At 46.6% G+C, this 19,763-nt stretch carries 5 protein-coding genes and 3 rRNA genes; 3 read left to right on the top strand and 5 right to left on the bottom strand.

The features are described from left to right. Nucleotides 1-148 precede the first annotated feature (148 nt). Both U4956_RS11995 and U4956_RS11990 read left to right on the top strand, forming a co-directional pair. Nucleotides 149-1,117, top strand: a complete 969-nt coding sequence (locus U4956_RS11995; RefSeq protein ID WP_323090929.1) for a LacI family DNA-binding transcriptional regulator — start codon at nucleotides 149-151, stop codon at nucleotides 1,115-1,117. Further along, on the top strand, nucleotides 1,101-2,396 hold the full coding sequence (locus U4956_RS11990; RefSeq protein ID WP_323090928.1) for an MATE family efflux transporter: 1,296 nt from the start codon (nucleotides 1,101-1,103) through the stop codon (nucleotides 2,394-2,396). The genes U4956_RS11995 and U4956_RS11990 overlap by 17 nt, the downstream gene beginning before the upstream one ends. A gap of 119 nt (nucleotides 2,397-2,515) precedes the next feature. Here the strand turns inward: U4956_RS11990 and rrf are convergent. The 4 genes from rrf to U4956_RS11970 all read right to left on the bottom strand — a co-directional run bounded on the left by rrf (nucleotide 2,516) and on the right by U4956_RS11970 (nucleotide 11,383). Further along, nucleotides 2,516-2,622, bottom strand: a 5S ribosomal RNA gene (gene rrf / locus U4956_RS11985). 294 nt (nucleotides 2,623-2,916) lie between these two features. Continuing rightward, a 23S ribosomal RNA gene (locus U4956_RS11980) occupies nucleotides 2,917-5,797 on the bottom strand. Between the two features lie 322 nt (nucleotides 5,798-6,119). Continuing rightward, nucleotides 6,120-7,648, bottom strand: a 16S ribosomal RNA gene (locus tag U4956_RS11975). The 16S, 23S and 5S rRNA genes sit together here, the layout of an rRNA operon. A gap of 741 nt (nucleotides 7,649-8,389) precedes the next feature. Further along, on the bottom strand, nucleotides 8,390-11,383 hold the full coding sequence (locus U4956_RS11970) for a collagen-binding domain-containing protein (protein WP_323090927.1): 2,994 nt from the start codon (nucleotides 11,381-11,383) through the stop codon (nucleotides 8,390-8,392). A gap of 2,160 nt (nucleotides 11,384-13,543) precedes the next feature. Here U4956_RS11970 and U4956_RS11965 point away from each other — a divergent pair. Continuing rightward, nucleotides 13,544-14,635, top strand: coding sequence for a LacI family DNA-binding transcriptional regulator (locus U4956_RS11965; protein WP_323090926.1), 1,092 nt, complete (start codon nucleotides 13,544-13,546; stop codon nucleotides 14,633-14,635). Between the two features lie 202 nt (nucleotides 14,636-14,837). On the opposite strand, the gene U4956_RS11960 is transcribed toward U4956_RS11965, so the two are convergent. Then, entirely contained in the window at nucleotides 14,838-19,703 is a 4,866-nt protein-coding gene (locus U4956_RS11960) for a Spy0128 family protein (RefSeq protein WP_323090925.1), read from the bottom strand. Nucleotides 19,704-19,763 lie beyond the last annotated feature (60 nt).

Genomic DNA, 19,763 nt, shown 5'->3' with positions numbered 1-19,763 from the left:
CCGATCCAATCATCACTTCTCTTTTTCGGCATGACCACGTTTTGCTAATTGACAGATTCTGGTCCATTTCCATCATTCCAGCCTGCCCCAAAGCAGGTTAACAATTTAACATTTTGGGAGTAAATTTTCATTTTCTATAATGAGAACCATGGAAAAAGTCAGACTGATTGATATCGCCGAAAAACTTGGATTATCAGTAGCCACCGTCTCCAATGTTCTCAACGGCAAACATCACAAAATCTCTTATGAAACCGAAAAACGAGTTTTACAGGCCATTGAGGAAAGCGGCTACCTTCCTTCGCGGGCTGAAGTCTTGTTAGGGCGTAATCCACGCTCTTTAATCGGATTTGTCGTCAATGACCATCCGATTTATACCGGAAGACCTTTTGAAGATCCTTATATTTCCCAGACTTTGTCGGCCCTGCTTGTCAAAGCCAACCAGCATGATCTGGATCTTGTTGTCCGTTCTGCCACAAACTGGGAAGAAATTGCAGAGTTTGCGAGCACCTGGAACATGAAAGGTGTCATTGTCGCCGGCTTCTGCAAGACAGATTATGCCTCTTTAAAAAACCAGCTTCATATTCCGCTGGTGGTTTTCAACGGCGGAATGGATGAACCGGTCGGAGTAAGCAATGATGATCGATATGGCGGAAGACTTTTAGGTCATCATCTGATTGAACGTGGTCATAAGGAAGTCTTGTGTCTGATCTTCGCTGCTGAAGATCCAGATCTTGACCGTGTAGAAGGGCTGGCTCAGGCGGGTTTGAAGACAACCATTCAAATTGTTCCACCAGACAAAAACGAACGTCTTCTTCTTTATGAGACGCTGCCTTTTGTCTCGCATTCAGTGGTGTTCTGTACCAGTGATCTGCTTGCACTGGAACTGATCCGCTATCTTCAGGATCACCATATTCAAGTTCCTGAACAGATTTCTGTCTGTGGATTTGATGGGATCCAAAGTGGTGCTTTCTGCCATCCATCTTTGACCACAGTTGCTCAGAACTATGAAGAACAGGCCAAGGCGGCTTTGTCAGCGATTTTCAATCCTGTCCCTAACTTTATTTCCAAGCCAGTTTTACTGGAAAGAGAGAGTACTGGATATGGAAAAGACATTTAGACATGACGTTTTTGCGATTGCTGTACCAGCAGCCTTACAGTCACTGGTTCAAAACTCATTAACAGTCATTGATCAGGTCATGATTGGACAGTTAGGCGTTGCTACAATTGCCGCTGCCGGCTTTGCGGGTAAATATATCTCGATCTTTCAGACCGTTCTGACCGCCGCGGCCTCAGGGCTTGGCATTTTTGCCGCCCAGTACGCTGGCCGTAAGGCCTATCAGGAAAGTTCAGCCTTATGTCACCGGATCAGCTGCTGGTCTATCGTTGCAGTCTTATTCATTAGTGCGTTGTCATGCATTTTTCCGGTCATGAGGTGGTATACCCAGGATGCAGCCGATCTGGCAACGGCTTACTTGCGCATCGCCATTTGGTCATTGCCCTTTCACTCCTTTACTATTATCTATTCGGTGATGCTTCGGTGCTTTGGATTCCCAAAAGAACCCTTTTATGCTTCCGCCATCGGAATTGGTGCGAACACTTTACTCAATGCTCTATTCATTTTTGGATGGAACTTGGGTATGCATGGGGCAGCCCTGGCAACTGTTCTTTCCAGTTTTCTGATGAGCGCAATGGTTCTCTACTTTACCAGAAAGAATCTGCCCTGGCTTTTCGTCAAAGAACATTGCGACGTGAACATGAATGCTTTGCTTAAAGTTGTTCTTCCACTGGTCCTGGCTGATTTTTTCTGGAGCCTTGGAGAAAACGTCTATATGATGGTCTATGGTCATTCCACTCTTGCAGGCAGTGCAGCCATGACAATGACAGTTCCAATTCAAAGTTTATATATGGGATTGTTGATGGGCTTTTCGCAGGCGGCTGGCATCCTGGTTGGTCAGGACCTTGGCTGCAAAGAGGACGAGCTGGCTCTGGCTCATTCTCATGATCTGATGAAGCTTTCCTTCTGGTTTTCGTTGCTGCTGTTCGGGTTGCTTGCCTGCCTGGCACCGTTATATGTGCAGATTTATTCAGTCGATGAGCAAACCGCTTCAATCTGTGTCCATCTGTTGCTGATATTTGGCCTGCTGAGTCTGGTTAAGGTTCAAAACATGGTATTAGGCGGCGGTATCTTACGTTCGGGTGGTCACACTGGTGTTTTATTGGCTGTCGACCTGACGGGAACCTGGGTATTTGGTGTCCCTCTGGCTTTTCTTGGGTTGTATTTATTCAAAACCCAGATTACCTGGATTTACCTGCTGCTTTCTTCTGAAGAGGTCATCCGTTATATTCTCTGCCTGATCATTTTCCGAAGAAGAAACTGGATGTCATCCCTCCAGTAAGGTGTTCCATACTTGAAGAGCACAGGAATTCATTTGACTATACATTTTATAAAAGAGGACTAGATGATGTAAAAAGCCCTGGAGGATATGATTTCTCATATCCTCCAGGGCTTACTTTCGTCTGGCGACTTCCTATTTTTGCTTTTACACTATCGTCGGCGTTCAATGGCTTAACTTCTGTGTGCGAGATGGGAACGGGTGTGACCCATTGGCTATCGTCACCATACTTTGCATTGAATCAGCGCATCCTTGGATGATTATTCAATGACAGATTCGATTTCAGTATTCTTGCGAATACCGCGGGTTGATTTCATTTCACATGAATCTTTCAAAAACAAACACCAGCTTCGACATAACCTTGGTTACAGTTATGATCTGATCATTTCTGATCGTTTTACTTCTTATTACCGCCTGTCTGTGATTTTGAATGATTCTGGAATCATTGTCTTTAACTTGCCTCTTTGACTCTGTTTCCATATCCTTCATTCTTCATCACTTCCAACAGGCGCTCTCGTTATCTTAGATTAAGCTTTCGACCGATTAGTACTGGCCAACTTCATGGATCACTCCACTTCCATACCCAGCCTATTTCCTTGTAGTCTTCAAGGGGTCTTATCTACCGCAGATCTTATCTTGGGGCTGGCTTCGCACTTAGATGCTTTCAGCGCTTATCCATTCCCTGCTTGGCTGCCCGGCTGTGCCACTGGCGTGACAACCGATGCACCATTGGCAGGTCCATCCCGGTCCTCTCGTACTGAGGACAGCTCCCCTCAGATCTCCTGCGCCCACAACAGATAGGGACCGAACTGTCTCACGACGTTCTGAACCCAGCTCGCGTACCGCTTTAATGGGCGGACAGCCCAACCCTTGGAACCGAATCCAGCTCCAGGATGCGATGAGCCGACATCGAGGTGCCAAACCCCGCCGTCGATGTGAACTCTTGGGCGGGATCAGCCTGTTATCCCCAGGGTAGCTTTTATCCGTTGAGCGACGGCCCTTCCATTCGGTACCGCCGGATCACTAATCCCGACTTTCGTCCCTGCTCCACTTGTTGGTGTCGCAGTCAGGCGCGCTTTTGCATTTACACTCTCTGTCTGGTTTCCATCCAGACTGAACGCACCTTTGGGCGCCTCCGTTACTCTTTAGGAGGCGACCGCCCCAGTCAAACTGCCCGCCTGGCACTGTCTGTAAGATTCTCTCTTCACGTTAGGGCTTCAAATCATCAGGGGCGGTATCCCAACGGCGGCTCCAAAGAAACTGGCGTTCCTTCTTCATAGCCTCCCGCCTATCCTGTACATGACCATCCAAAACCCAATACCAGGCTGCAGTAAAGCTCCATGGGGTCTTTCCGTCTAGTTGCGGGTAACCTGCATTTTCACAGGTACTAAGATTTCACCGAGTCTGCTGCCGAGACAGCGCCCAAATCGTTTCACCTTTCGTGCGGGTCAGAACTTACCTGACAAGGAATTTCGCTACCTTAGGACCGTTATAGTTACGGCCGCCGTTCACTGGGGCTTCGGACCACTGCTTCTCCCTGCGGATAACAGATCCCCTTAACCTTCCAGCACCGGGCAGGTGTCACCCCATATACTTCGCCTTGCGGCTTTGCATAGAGCTGTGTTTTAGTTAAACAGTCGCTTGGGCCTTTTCACTGCGGCTCTCTCGAGCGCCCCTTCTTGCGAACGTACGGGGCAATTTTGCCGAGTTCCTTGGCAACAGTTCTCTCGCTCACCTTCGCTTGCTCAGCGCGCCCACCTGTGTCGGTTTTGGTACGGGCCGCAATAAAGTTTAAGCTAGAAGCTTTTCTTGAAAGCCGCTCCATGTGCTTGGCTACTTTCTTTCGATTTCACTTACCCTTCACGCTCTGTACGCATTGATCCGGATTTGCCTGGATCCGTACTGCCGCGCTTGGCCCTCAATCCATTAAGAGGGTCACACTTCCCGTCTTTGTCACTCCATCGCCTTTATTGCGGGTGCAGGAATCTTCGCCTGCTTTCCATCTGCTTCGCCTGTCGGCTTATCATTAGGTCCCGACTGACCCAGGGCGGACGAACCTTCCCCTGGAATCCTTGGGCTTTCGGTGTGCAGGATTCTCACCTGCATCTCGCTACTCACACCGGCATTCTCACTTCCATGCCCTCCACAGACTCTCACGATTCTGCTTCCATGAACATGCAACGCTCCCCTACCATAAAAATCTTTCAATCCTTATCCGCGGCTTCGGCAGATGACTTAGCCCCGGTACATTTTCGGCGCAGGGCCACTCGACTAGTGAGCTGTTACGCACTCTTTAAAGGGTGGCTGCTTCTGAGCCAACCTCCTAGTTGTCCGTGCGTCCCCACATCCTTTTCCACTGAGTCATCATTTTGGGGCCTTAGCCGGCGGTCTGGGCTGTTTCCCTCTTGAGCATGGACCTTATCACCCACACTCTGACTGCCAACTACTCTCCTTGCGGCATTCGAAGTTTGATTCCATTCAGTACCCCGGGATGGGGCCATCATGAATTCAGTGCTCTACCTCCGCTGGCTTGCGTTAACGCTAGCCCTAAAGCTATTTCGGGGAGAACCAGCTATCTCCGGGTTCGATTGGAATTTCTCCGCCAGCCACAGGTCATCCGCCAGCTTTTCAACGATGGTCGGTTCGGTCCTCCACAAAGTTTCACCTCTGCTTCAACCTGCCCATGGCTAGATCACCCGGTTTCGGGTCTGCTCCTGGCTACTTCATTCGCCCTGTTAAGACTCGCTTTCGCTTCGGCTTCGCATTTTCCTGCTTAACCTTGCATCCAAAAGCAGCTCGCCGGTTCATTCTACAAAAGGCACGCCATCACCCTTTGACGGGCTCTGACTTCTTGCAGGCATACGGTTTCAGGTTCTCTTTCACTCCGCTTGCGCGGTTCTTTTCACCTTTCCCTCACGGTACTTCTTCACTGTCGCTCACTCTTACTTATTCAGCCTTGGCGGATGGTCCCGCCTGCTTCCGACAGGATTTCACGTGTCCCGTCGTACTCAGGATCTCGCTGACTACTTGGCTTGCTTTCCAGTACAGGGATTTCACCTTCTGTGTCCGTGCTTTCCATCACGTTCCTGTTCACTCGCGTTTCGTCTGTTGCGCTCCTACAACCCCATATCGCTATGGTTTGGGCTAATTCCCTTTCGCTCGCCGCTACTCGGGAAATCACTGTTGTTTTCTTTTCCTCCGGCTACTTAGATGTTTCAGTTGGCCGGGTTGCTCTCCATATCAAAGACATGGATGACTGGATATGACTCCAGCCGGGTTCCCCCATTCGGATACCTGCGGATCGTCGCTTTCCTGACAGCTCCCCGCAGCTTTTCGCAGTCTGATGCGTCCTTCATCATTCAAGAGTGGCAAGGCATCCTCCGTACGCCCTTCCTTGCTTGATCTAGTTTCAAATATGCTTGTTTTTAACTATGCTTTTTCGAGATTTTTCTAATAAGAACTGTTAACTGTTTTCTGACTTGGTAAATCTTGTGACTTCAAAGATCGAATTTCTTCTCTCTTTTCAGTCGGTTACTTTCGTAACGTTGCTACTTACAACTTACGTCAGACCTTCTGTTATGTCTTATACTGATGTTCGTTTTTCAAAGATCCATGTTGTGATCAAATGAAGATTTCTCTATCACTCAATCTGGAAGATCGCTCTTCCAAAACTCTGTTACAGACTCCAACTTAGTTACTTAATGCTTCCTTGTACTTTCTCCTTAGAAAGGAGGTGATCCATCCCCACGTTCCCGTAGGGATACCTTGTTACGACTTAACCCCAGTCATCGGCCCCGCCTTCGACGACTCACTCCTTTTCAGGTTATGCCATCGGCTTCGGGCGTTGCCGGCTTCCATGGTTTGACGGGCGGTGTGTACAAGGCCCGGGAACGTATTCACCGCGGCATGCTGATCCGCGATTACTAGCGATTCCAACTTCATGAAGTCGGGTTGCAGACTTCAATCCGAACTGGGACGCCTTTTCTCGGGTTCGCTCCACTTCACAGCTTCGCTTCCGTCTGTAGGCGCCATTGTAGTACGTGTGTAGCCCAGGCCATAAGGGGCATGATGATTTGACGTCATCCCCGCCTTCCTCCGGTTTGTCACCGGCAGTCTGATCTGAGTCCTCATCTTACTGGTAGTAACAGATCACGAGGGTTGCGCTCGTTGCCAGACTTAACTGAACATCTCACGACACGAGCTGACGACAACCATGCACCACCTGTGTGGATGTTAACCTCCAACTTATCTCTAAGTCTTCGCATCCCATGTCAAGGCCTGGTAAGGTTCTTCGCGTTGCTTCGAATTAAACCACATACTCCACCGCTTGTGCGGGCCCCCGTCAATTCCTTTGAGTTTCACACTTGCGTGCATACTCCCCAGGCGGAGGAGTCATTGCGTTAGCTTCGGCACCGGGGCATTACCCCCGACACCTGCTCCTCATCGTTTAGGGCGTGGACTACTAGGGTATCTAATCCTATTTGCTCCCCACGCTTTCGTGCCTGAGCGTCAGTAACAGTCCAGGCGGCCGCCTTCGCCACTGGTGTTCTTCCATATATCTACGCATTTTACCGCTACACATGGAGTTCCACCGCCCTCTCCTGTCCTCGAGCGTGGCAGTTTCCAAAGCCTGTACAGGTTGAGCCCGTACCTTTCACTTCAGACTTGCCACGCCGCCTGCGCACCCTTTACGCCCAATCATTCCGGATAACGCTTGCCACCTACGTATTACCGCGGCTGCTGGCACGTAGTTAGCCGTGACTTTCTGGCAGGTTACTATCAAAAGAAAAGCATTTCCTCTTTCCTTCTTTTCTGACCTGCAACAGAGCTTTACGATCCGAAGACCTTCCTCACTCACGCGGCATTGCTCGTTCAGGCTTGCGCCCATTGACGAAAATTCCCTACTGCTGCCTCCCGCAGGAGTCTGGGCCGTGTCTCAGTCCCAGTGTGGCCGATCGCCCTCTCAGGCCGGCTATGCATCATCGTCTTGGTAGGCTTTTACCCTGCCAACTAACTAATGCACCGCAGATCCATTCATCTCCCAGGCTTTAAGGCCTGTTTCAAAAACAGAAGATGCCTTCTGTTTTCCTATGGGGTTTTAGACTTCGTTTCCAAAGCGTATCCCCCGGATATGGGCAGGTTATCTACGTGTTACTCACCCGTTCGCCACTGAACACAAAAGTGTTCCGTTCGACTTGCATGTATTAGGCATGCCGCCAGCGTTCATCCTGAGCCAGGATCAAACTCTCCATTTGATATTGACTCAACGCTATTGCGTTTATATTTCGTGAATTGATTATTGAAGTATTAAGTGTTGTTTCAAGAATCGACGTGTTAATTTCGAATATTGAATTGTCTGTAATCAGAGTTTTCAAAGAGCCATCTGTTTGTGAGTGAATCAATTTCCCTCACAAGGCTTATTTATCTTATCATCAGCCAGATCATTCGTCAACATCTTTTGTGAAATATTTTCAAAAATTTCACAATCGATGATTTCTTCGATATCTAAAGATGATTTGCGTCAGATCAGCGACTTGATTGCCGCGTTTTCTTAACGCTCAATTACTATAACACCGGGAGGTATCCCAGGTCAAGCACTTTTGTGAAAATGTTTTAACATTTCACATTCAACCTTTTCTGGCCGTAAAGATTCAATCAGGATATTCAGATTCTGGTCTAAATGTCCCTTTTAGATCTGAGATAGATATATGGATATAAAAATCCCTACCACCCTGTGGCGATAGGGATTCATTGTGACAGATCACCTAAAAAAGTCAAGAAAAAAGTGATGGGACTGTTTTTTTGTCCCATAAAGAGCTAACTGTAAAGAAGAATCCCTGACTTCTCTACTCTAATTGGTAGCAGGTTTTAAGGTTTCTTCTTATATGCCTCTTCTTAATATTATAGATCAGTGATGGAGTCGAAAATTTAAAACGTTTTCTTCTGATCAACAATCAACATTTATTGATCACAATAGAGATTCAGCGATAAAAACTTTAGTATTGACTGTGATTTTTTCTGTTTTTATTACGATGCAAACCAATCAGGCTTAATACACCTGCACCAACAGAAGCAAAAAGTACACTCAAATTCGCAATCACACCAGTAAATGCTGCAGTATGTGGAGTGGTTTTAGCCTTCTTTTCAATTTTTGGCAGGTGTGTCCGTGTTCCAGAGACGGTCTGGGTGCCAGTCTGAAAGATCGTAGTGTCACTTGTTGTCAGTGTGTCTTCTGTTTTTCCATTGGTTCTGGATTTGACGTTCATCTTTGGTATCTTCGATCCTGGTGTGATTGGTTTATCTGGGGTTACCGGCTTGTCGGGGGTTACCGGCTTGTCGGGAGTTACCGGCTTATCGGGAGTTACCGGCTTATCAGGAGTTACCGGCTTATCAGGAGTTACCGGCTTATCAGGAGTTACTGACTTGCCGGGCTCATCTGGATCTGGAGTATCTGGATTTGGATTCTCCGGAGTCTCTGGATCTGGAGTTGGAACATAGAACATCTGATTATAGCGGATGAACTCAGCATTTGGGATTCCATTAACAATTGTCTTTTCATGTTTAGCTTCCTGAATGTTGACTTTCATCTGTACAAACATCTGCATGGTGACTTCTTCTGTTTTTTCTTCTTTCCCTTTATGCCAATTATCACCATTGCCATGCTGTTCGTTATGGCCATCCACCACGGAGTTCGCGATAAGACGGCCGTTGAACTCGCCGTTTCCAACTTCAACTACTGCATTTGGAGCAAGAACTGATCCGTACCATGTTTTATCAAAATTCAGGCGGCCGCTATAACTTCCAAAGTTAAACATGACATTGGCATTATATGGAGAGAAAGCCTGCGATGTTGCGTTTGGACGGATATTGGCGCGGATATCATACTCTGTCCTGTTCTGGTCAAGACCAGTGACATTGATCAGAACTTTTTTATCCCCCATATTATTCAGATGGATGAACTGATCACCGCTGTTGAGGGAGCGCAAGTCATCAATACTCATATTGACCAGATAGATTCCATCTTCATTTGTCGGGCAGACAGAGCAGTCGATACGGAGATCTTTATTTCCCTGATCATCACGAACGGTTGCTTTGGCAATCTGATCCACAACTGCCTGCGCCGCCTTTTTCGCTTCTTCGTCCATGCCTGCATCGACACTGGTCTGGTTTTGCAGATTCACCGCATACTCGGCAAGTTTCCCCAACGCTTTATCAAAATTGATTGGTGTTTCTGCTTTCTGAATCCCTTTGATATTGCCCTGGTTTTTATAGATCGTCTGCACATTGCCATTTACATCGGTTTTGGTCAGCGTATACAAATCTCTCTGGCCCGGATCTGGATTCTGCTTGATTGCATACTCTTTGTCCCCGATGATCAGGTATGAATTCGTATTATTCATCGCAAAGCTGCCGTCGCCTTTGAAGGATCCTACATAGTTCAGGTCCTTATTGGAGTAATCAAGCCGATCGCTTCCAGATGGATTCTTATCCGAGCCAATTCCGATATATGGAGTACTGGCATCCATTTCTCCAACCGCAACATTCGCGTTGGTATGACCTGTCCACTTAAAGGTTTTGGCAAAAACAGAGAAATTGCCTGCATCCCCTAACCCTGTCAGGCCATCACTGTACAGGAAATCGGCTTTCCAGGTACTGTTTTGAAGATCTGGATTTACAACCTGATTTGGATCTTTCAATAAATCCGAATTCTGGGTTGACTGCGAGGTGTTGCGAGTAATGTCATAAATCTGTTTTCCAGACAGCGTCATGGTAATCAGCTGGTCATCTTTTCCACTCAGACCACTGACATGGATCCCAGAAAGTTTATATGTTGTGTCATCTCCAACCTTCACTTCTTTAAGAGTGGCTGTCTGCGGCTGGCCGTCTTGTCCCATCACCGTAATGGTTACGCCATTCAGACCGGCAACTCCCGCCAGTTTCAGGGTGATGTCGGCTGCATACTTGCCATCCTCGCTGTCATCTTTAATGATTACGGTTCCGCCGGCAACTGTTGGCAGTTCATGTTCTGGCACTGCGGTCTTCCCATTTTCATCAAGCCGTCGCGTCTGCGTTTCCATTTCTACGGTTACCGATCCTGGATTCACTTTATGTTCAACTGTAGCATCGGTGTAGGTGGTTACTTTATTCACCAGGACACTGCTCTGCTCTTCATCGACAATGACATCTTCAATTCGATTGCCATCCTGATCAAAGACATAACGGTCCTCTTGGACGTCACGATATGGCATACCATCAGGCAGAATGTACGAATTTGTAATCCGTTGACCGATCACTTTTCCATCGGCATCTTTCAGATCTTCAGTTGTAGTCACAGGGGTCAGTCCAGTTACATCCGGTCGATCGATTTCTTCGGTTACAACTTCAGTCTGACCAGTTTTTTGCCAGGTGTATTTGCCATCCATATCCTTTTGCGCTTCATCAGGGACTACATCCGGACGATACTCAGCCATGCCGTTGTATTTGGTTTTGTGATCATCGGTTGGCATCAGATCAACCCGGACCTGGTCAGTATCCCGCTCCCTGAAAGCTTCATCCGCTTCTGCACCGGAAGGAATACCTGCCATATTTTCGTCAGCTGGTCCAGGATGGTCAGTCGATTCTTCGAATTCACCGTTGGAGAAGTCTTTCTTCTCACTGGCCTTGGCTGAATCTTCTGACTGAGTCCGATCTTCTGTTGACGTCGTTTTTTCTGCCTGTAAGGCGCCATCAGATTCTTGAGCCGGTTTGTTTTCCTGATCTAAAGAGGCAGAATTTTCACTTTGAACATCGATATTTTCAGCAACTGAAGATCCGTTTACACTTAAAACAGTCTTTTCATCAGAAACTGTAACGCTAATGGTATCTGTGGCCTTTTCGTGGTTGTCCTGACTCTCCTGAGCATGCACTGCAGTTGGCAGGGCATTCAGAAGCAGTGTCTGTGCAAGGAGAACAGTGGAGAGGTTTCGAATTGCTACGTTATATTTTTTCATAGTCTATTCCTGCGCTTTTCATTCAATAAATCCGTATTTATATGATATTTTTCGGTCTTTTTTGATTTCTTAAAAAATGAATTCTTGTTTCATCGTTTTCTGAAAGATATAATGTTAAATGGGATTTTTTATGCTTTGAATATATTTATTTGTCAGACTCGCTTTCTGCATGAATTCACTGCTGATCGCTTCTCGTTTTGGTATCAGACAGATAAAAAACGAGTCCCTCTGTCCTGCACGGCAGTTATTAAACCCACTCTTCACCTTTAGGTGGTGATTTTCTTTGAGACTTCTATCTTTCACTGTTTCAGCCGAAATCTTGACGACCAGATTTCCAGGCTGCATCTAAAATGTCTTGCAACAACTTCTCAGTTTTGATAAGACACAAAAACTCAGCCGATGACCTCGACTGACAAATCTGTATTCACATGTGTTTCACGAGATAAAGAAACAACAATTCAGACTTTGCATAGAAAAGGGTCTGGAAAACACACAAAAACAGATCTCAAATCATCAATTCAAATCCATATTTAAAATCAATGTTCAAAATCTGTGTTAGGTATGAATGGTTTCCTGAACATTTTCAGTCTGTTTCCTACATCTCTGCAGCCTTCGGCTTTCAGATTTTCAGTCTGGCTCTGATCACTTTTCATCCTGACCATGAATGAAAACAATGTGATCGATTTCCAAACCCGCACTGACAAGGCAGGCAGGATTCAAGAGATAGAAACAGTTAAAGCGTGTGCGTGGTAAATCCAGACTGACGATAAACACAATCATGACGAAATCAAGAAGGGATCCGGAAGGTCTGAAAAGCTTTAACGACCGAACGCACGCTTGATCTGGTCAAGATAGAAACAGATTTCTCTTTCATGACAGGTTTTAATCTGGATTCACCGTAGTCTGTGCAAAGCATGAACGAGGACAGGACCAATGACTTATTTTCTGGTCCTGGTTTCTGTTTCAGGTCTTTTTGTTTCTTTCCTGTTGACAAGTACTGGCTGCCGGATGAAATCAGTCCATCTCTATGCTTGCTGATCAAAAGATTCAGTCCCATCTTTCCATCTTCGCTTTTTGCAAGACTCAGAAAGAACAGGGATCAGACTGCTGCAAAACCGCAGGCCAGGCGAGCTTTATGGCGATCAATTTATTTAGATTGTATAAGTAATTTACTTATATATTTACATAAACTTTATTAGATTATTTTATTAATTTTTAATGTGCCTATCAGCTCAGCCTCTATATTGTTCCATACGGATGATTTTTAATCCAGTTGATTGCTCACAAATTGCAACATGTTATTTTTACGATAGATAAAGCTCTTTCAAATCATTCCTGCAAGGGCTTAAAGCAAATTTCTTGATCTTTTCAAATTGTAATTCCACTTTCTGGATCAGCCGAACAGCCCGCCACTCTTTCAGCACCTGTTCAGCCGTCGCCTGCTGTAACAGTCAGCTGCGTCTTTTCCTTGCCAATCTCCAACAGTGTCCCGACTTTCTTTATGACTCATCATTGTAACCTCATAAAACAATCCATGAATTGATCTGGAATCCAAAAGCGATAGACCCGAAAATCCCAGCATAAATGGGGTCATTTTCTTAAAGGTTGTCTGGAAGTTGTGCAAAGTTGCAGATCACCAAGCATATCGATTCCACCGCATTTCGCCGCTTCATCTTCCCTGATGTATGAATACCCGATTTTGGGTCGGCAACAATTCTGTCTGCCTATAAATTCCCGTCGATCAGTCAATATATTCAACCGTATTTTCGAACTTTTTTCTCAGATGTCTGTGAAATATGATATCTTTTTCGTATCAAATACCCGAACTCAGTCTGGAGATTTCTGATCACAAACGGATTAAGAAAAAGAATATTTCTCTTAGTTTTATTCTGTTTCATTCCATTTGCATTTAATTTCCGCATCAGAAACCAAATCTGCCTCAGTCATTTTTCAGAGTGCCATGTCTGAGACGGTATCCTTATATCGGATAACGATTTATTTTTGAGTCTAATCCGCTTTGAGTCTCTGCATTCTATTCTGCCTGTTTGCACAATCCAAACCAGAAGGAATGCACCATTGACCTCTATCGGATTTTTTCTATATCTATTTTGAGCATGTATTTATCCATTGTTTTTGCTTTTGAAAGGAGCAGTATCTTCCATGCCAGTAACCATTCGCGATGTGGCAGCGTTAGCCCAGGTATCGCCTTCAACGGTTTCCCGTACCATCCGCAACAGTTCTTCGATTTCTAAACGCACCCAGGACCGTGTCCGCAAGGCCATGGCCCAGCTTGGATATGAGCCGCCTACACCGGCTGAAGCTCCAGCTGAAAACAAACCTCTTTCTGTTCTGGGGATTATCATGCCGCCTTCAGCTGAAATTGCTTATGAAAACCCTTTTTATCTGGAAGTGATTCGCGGAATCACTCAGTTTGCCAATATGCGTCATTGCCTGAGTGCAACGATCACTGGTAAAGACGATCAGGAAATCATTCAGGCTATCCGTCAGCTTCAGAAAGCCGATTTTTCCAGCTCGTATATTGTTCTGTTCTCCCGCAAGGATGATCAGGTCATTCAGTATCTCTATGACGAAGGCATCGATTACGTTCAAATCGGCCAGCCCGCCAACAATAAAGCAGAAACGGTCTGTGTCGACAATGACAACATTCAGGCCGGCTACGATGCAACCGCCCATTTAGCCCATATGGGTCATAAACGGATCGCCTTCATCGGCTCACCTTCCAGTGAGATCTATTCAGCCAGTCGTCGACGCGGATATCGAATGTACCTCAATGAGCACGGTCTGCCCAATCTTCCGGAACTGTCTTTGGAAATTGAACAGGGGGATGATGAAGGCCTCGAGCAAATCCGTGAACTTCTGGATCGCAAAAATCCAAGCTATCCAACCGCAGTCGTTGTCAGCGACGATATTTACGGCATCATCGTCCGTCAAATCTGTGCTGAAATGGGCCTGATCATTCCAACGGATCTGTCGCTGATTTCCTTTAACAATTCATATTTCTGTATGTTGACTGATCCAGCATTGTCTTCCATCGATGTCAATGCCATCCAGCTTGGAATCGAAGCGGCCAGCCAGGCTCTGAACCACCTTGAAAATGCCGGGCTGATGGCTTCTCGAACCCTGGTTCCCTACCAGATCATCAAACGTCAGAGCTGCTGCCCACCCCATACAGAAACTGAAAGCGTTTCTGAGCGAGACAAAATTGCCAAAGGTCAGCCAGTCAATCAATAGTGACCAGCACCTGTTTTCTAAAGACCACAATCCCAGAAGATTTCTTTCTGGTTCAAAAAGCCAAAAATGCCCCTGTACCTGAGCAAACGATTCAAACTCGTTTCACCTAGTACGGGGGCTTTGTCATTTTCAGATTTCAGATTCGATTTACTGGGTGATCTGGTTTTCTTGCCAGAGTCTGGCCACTTGAACTGCTGCTGGTTTAGCGCTTGTTCAAGGATCTTTTCAGCTTCTTTTCCTGCATGTAAGAAAGAAGAAGGATTGCTGCGGCGGCTGTTCCACTTATCAGCCAGAAATAAGTATCCGTTCTAAGTGCTGTTGGTGCGCTCTTAGAAGAACCCGATGTTTTTGTCTGAGTGGGCTGGGTACCAGAAGAATTGGTGCCTCCTAGATTTGCTCCGTGGTTCGAGTTGTTCGAACTGTTGCTGGAACCATTACTGGAACCACCATTCGAACCGCTGCCAGATCCACTATTCGATCCGTTTCCGGCATTCCCATTGCTCGAACCATTATTCGAACCATTGTTAGATCCATTGCCAGAGCCGCCATTGTTGGATCCATTGTTCGTGTTGTTATTGGATCCTCCATTATTGCCGCCATTCCCATTGCCTCCGGATCCACCGCCGCCTGGATTTTGCGGACTTTGGCTTTTGCGGGCATTGGTGAAGGCAGCCGGCTGGGGTGGCTGAGTCAGCGTATAACTGAGCTGGCCATTTTCTTCGGTAACTACATAGGTCCAGCTCAGAACGGACTGGTCATAGTAAAATTCATCGTTCTCTTCACCAATTTCTTCCAGAGTCACTGTGTAAGTTCCGGGCTGGGTAAAGGTCAGTGAAAGGGGCGGAATGGTTCCATCAGCCTTGTTTGTTACTGTGATATTCCCTTGCTCATCAATGGTCAGATCATCATTGAGATTCACCGCCCAGCCATCGATCTGTTCAGAATTGACTGTGTACTGGAATGTAAACTGACCTTCCGAAAGCGTGTCATTGCGCAGGATTTTCTTTGCCGGCGTAAAGGCAGGCGCGGTGACTGGAGTCCGCTTGCAGGAATTGCTGAAAACCAGCGGATCCAGCTCTTCCTTGTCTTTATCCCAGTCTATCTTATTTCCATCTTTAAGGATCGTTACGGATTCAATATAGAGAAGGCCGGTCTGCTCTTCAGGATTGATCGGATCGGTCTCCGCTGCCGGGTTGTCTGGATCCGTCGGCTTTTCGGCTGGTTTTGTTCCAACTTTTACCGTGATGGTATACACGCTCGAATCAAAATCGATATTTCCAGCCGGGTAGCCGCCTAACTGCGGGATTTCTTGGAGTTTATACGTATACGTTCCCGGAGCATTGTAGGTCACACCATCGAGAACATTAAACTGTTCCCCTTCCGTTTTAAAGAAACGATAGACCGATTCACCCTGTGTATCCAATGAAGTCAGTTCAAACGTAAAACTCAGATTCTTTTCTGCCTCCGTTAATGGAGATCCGTTTTTATGCTGGAAGTGCTTGATGGCCGGAATGGTCAACGCTTCGTCAGGATCAAACACGGCTTTGTAATAATTATAGAATTGCGCCCTGTCGATCGTTGTCTGTGGATTTTTAGCATTGATGTAATACACGCTCGCTTCAAGCTTGCTGGATATCGCAGGATTTTCTGGGGTTGTGACCTGAACAACTGCATAATCTCTTGAATGATCAACCTTAGCTCCATATCCAGCCAGGTTATAGGGATCATTTTCAGTGATTTTGAAGAAATAGTTCCCTGGTCTGTTAAACGTCAGCGTATCGAACTGGAATGTTCCGGCATCGGTATTGGGCAGTGTCTGCAAAATTTCATTCTCTGGCTTGACGGAAGGATTGAACTGAATGATTTCCTGTTCGTAAGCTGCTTTTGTCGATTCATCTGCCCAGGTCATAGAAAAAGTAAACAATTCCGGGGTTTTGACCAGCTGGTCATTGAAATACACTTCCCCTTGCAGCTTCACGTCTGCCGGCTGGTAGAAATAGGTATTTTCAAAGACTGGAGACTCCTCGGCTGGTAAAGGTAGAAGTGCCCTCTGATCTGTCTGCGTGTTATCTGAATTCTCAGTTTCCTCTTCTCGATTTTCATCCTCAACACTCCATGTTGGAATGACTTCAAGTACATCCTCGTCTTTGACAGATCTCTTGGTGACAGTTAAGGAAAGATGATAGACCGTTGACGAATAGGTCATACCCTCTATGCTTCCAGCCACCTCTTTGAAAGTATATTCATACGTATGGTCAGCGTTTTCTGATGTAAAGCTGATCGGGCCAAAGGAAATCAGGGTTCCCGCATTGTTGACAATCAGTGTCCTGGTATTTCCATCCGTCTGGAAGCCACCGTCTGGCATCGGCGCATTTGGATCTGTCGTACTCATTTCAAACTGGAACGTCTGCATGGCCTCAGGAAGTCCATCCACATCTCCCTCCAGCGTCTTGGTCAGAATCGGGGTATACACCGCATTTCCAACGGAATAGGTATTGGTAAAGGAAATCTGATCAACCGGTGGATTCTCAGTTTTATTTCCATCCTGATCCCGCAGGCAAACAATTACTGGTTTTGAAGCGGTCAGCTTTCCATCTGTCGGATTCTGGGTGATCTCAAGAGTAACTCGGTAGACTTCCATGGACTCTTTAATGCCTGGAAGATCATACTGACCGGTACGGCTTTCGGAAACATAATACGAATAGATACCAGGCTTTTCAAAGGCCACAGATCCAAAGGCAAATGCATGATTTGGACTTTGACTGGTCACGTTGACCGTATTTGGCGATGGAAGCGGTGCATCTATTGGGCTTTCGGCATCAATCCGAAACTGGAATACGTCGCTCTCTTGCCACTCACGGCCCGAAAGATTCTTCACCCCGCTAAAACCAGTCTGCAAAGCCTTCAGGATCAGCGGTTCTGGCTGGTAGGTGTTGATAAACGCAATCGGTTCCATTCCCTGCGGCAGGACAGTGGTGTCAACAGCCGGACTGATCGAGGTAAAGCCAGGCATGCTCTGACTGGTGTCTTCTTCTACATGGAGACTGGCATAGAGCGGCAGCGCATGAATCCGGATCTTTTCTCTGTTTTTTAAAATAAAAGATCCCTGGCCATTCACAATCTCAACCGGATCCATCGCAATATAGGTATCCGGGCTTTGTTCCGTCAGCTTTTCAGCTTCTAAAGTTCCGGTCCATGGCTGCCCATTGGCATCATTGAGCGTAATCAGAAAGCGGAAATCCTGGTCCGGAATGGTCAAAGTCCGGTCGGCCTGAACGAATTTGTACACTTCCAGATCGGTATTGACGCCATAGACCATCACGCCATTGTTGCCATACTGAATCTCGCGCAGGCCGTTTTCAATGGTTCCCTTCTGTCGAAATGAGGCACTGCCGGTGACATTGTCCTCTTTTTCGAGCTGGTAATCACTCCAGGTATTGTCATTTTCTGCTGTGGATGTTTCTGAAGCTGGAATTGGTTCTGAAGCTGGTCGGAAAATGGCGGTGGCTCCACTTTCAAAATCATTCTTTCCCTGTTTCTGAAAGACATTGGCATAAAAACGAACCTGATCATTTTCCTGGTGCTCCTGGATCCATTGAAGTGCATTCGCATCCAGATCTAAACCGTTGAGCGTATTGGCCATGGCCGGTTTAATCCGGGTCTTGTACTGCAGGGAAATTGGCAGGGCCGGTATTGTTTCCACATCTTCCTGTCCATTTTTCCGATAATAAGTCATCGGCAGTAAAGCAGCCGGGAAGCGAAACAGAACTTCATCCCCCTGCCTGCCTGGATGCGTGCTTATATCGACTTCTACCGTTACGGCCAGATCGTAAATTTTCTGACCCGTCAGCACATTGCCCTCAACAAAACCGGAATACCGATACGTTGTGGTATTCCCCTTTTGCTGGATGTAAACCGGCTCGTACTGACGTCCTTGATAATTCAGCAGTGGATTTGAACAGACTTCCATCCAGTCTCCCATCTGGTCAGTCATCGTGGTATATCCACTCAGACTCGGGGCATCCGGATTGGTTTCAATCGGATAGCCGGATTCCATGGTCATGCTTTCAAAAATGGTCTCGAAGACATTCAACAACGCACTTGGATCCTGGGCACTCATATAGTAGCGGTAGGAATAGCGCAGACCAAGATCCCCTTTGGTTGAGTAATTTTTTGCGTCTGGAAAGTTGCTGGACAGAGCCTGCATGAAGCGGTTCTCGTTATCTTTTCGACTATCTTCCGGAAGCAGAATCGAGGCATCTGGATCAGCCGTGCCGAAAATTCCGATCGAGTAGACTGTTCCTTGATAGTCACTTTTAATCTGATAGGCATTTTCAACAGCCGAATCCGCGATACTGCGGGTAAAGCCATAACCATTGGATGGAACCCCATCACTGAAGAAAATCACAACTTTGCGGCGATTGTCAGTTGAAGGCGTCGACTGAAGCAGTTCTTTTGCTTTGATAAACGCTTTATCGGTATACGTCACCCCAAAGGGTTTGAGACCATCAATGACTTTCCTGGCCTGATTCAGATCACTGGTCAGCGGAAGATTCAGATCGGCTTCATCGCCAAAGGTAATGATTCCGATCTGGCTTTGTTCACTTGCTTCACTTGCTTCCTGGTTGGATGCCTGGACTTCATCGATAAATTCATTGACAGCTTTTTGCATCGCCTGCATGCGGGTCATATTCTGACCAGACGAATCCTGGCCAAAATTCACCTTCATGGTTCCCGAAGTATCGAGGACCAGAACGATGTCCATCGGTTCTTCGAGCTGCGTACTGATTCTTTCAGCACTCGACAAAGCCGAGAGTTCAATGTTGAATCCTTCGCTGCTCTGACGCACATTCTTAGAGGTCAGCACATCCCCTGCCCGATCCGGACTTGCCTGCAAGACTGTAGTTGGATCAGTCAGCTTTTCATCCAGCCGTACCTGACTTCTCTGGCCTGCCGGTTCGGTTGTCTGGGGCGAATCAGACTCATCAAAATCCTGAGCATAAACGCCGGTTGGGAGTATGGAAAGAGCCATGCTGGCGCTTAGAATCAAAGCTGTTAAAATCGTCACCCATTTCGCCAGACTGTTTTTTTCGAAATGTACGGTCACTGCAATCATCCTTTCTGATTC

The organism is Allobaculum sp. JKK-2023, from assembly GCF_034745455.1.
GTDB lineage: Bacteria > Bacillota_I > Bacilli_A > Erysipelotrichales > Erysipelotrichaceae > Allobaculum.
The sequence above is the reverse complement of the archived record's forward strand: the minus strand, read 5'-3'. Positions and strand labels throughout refer to the sequence as shown.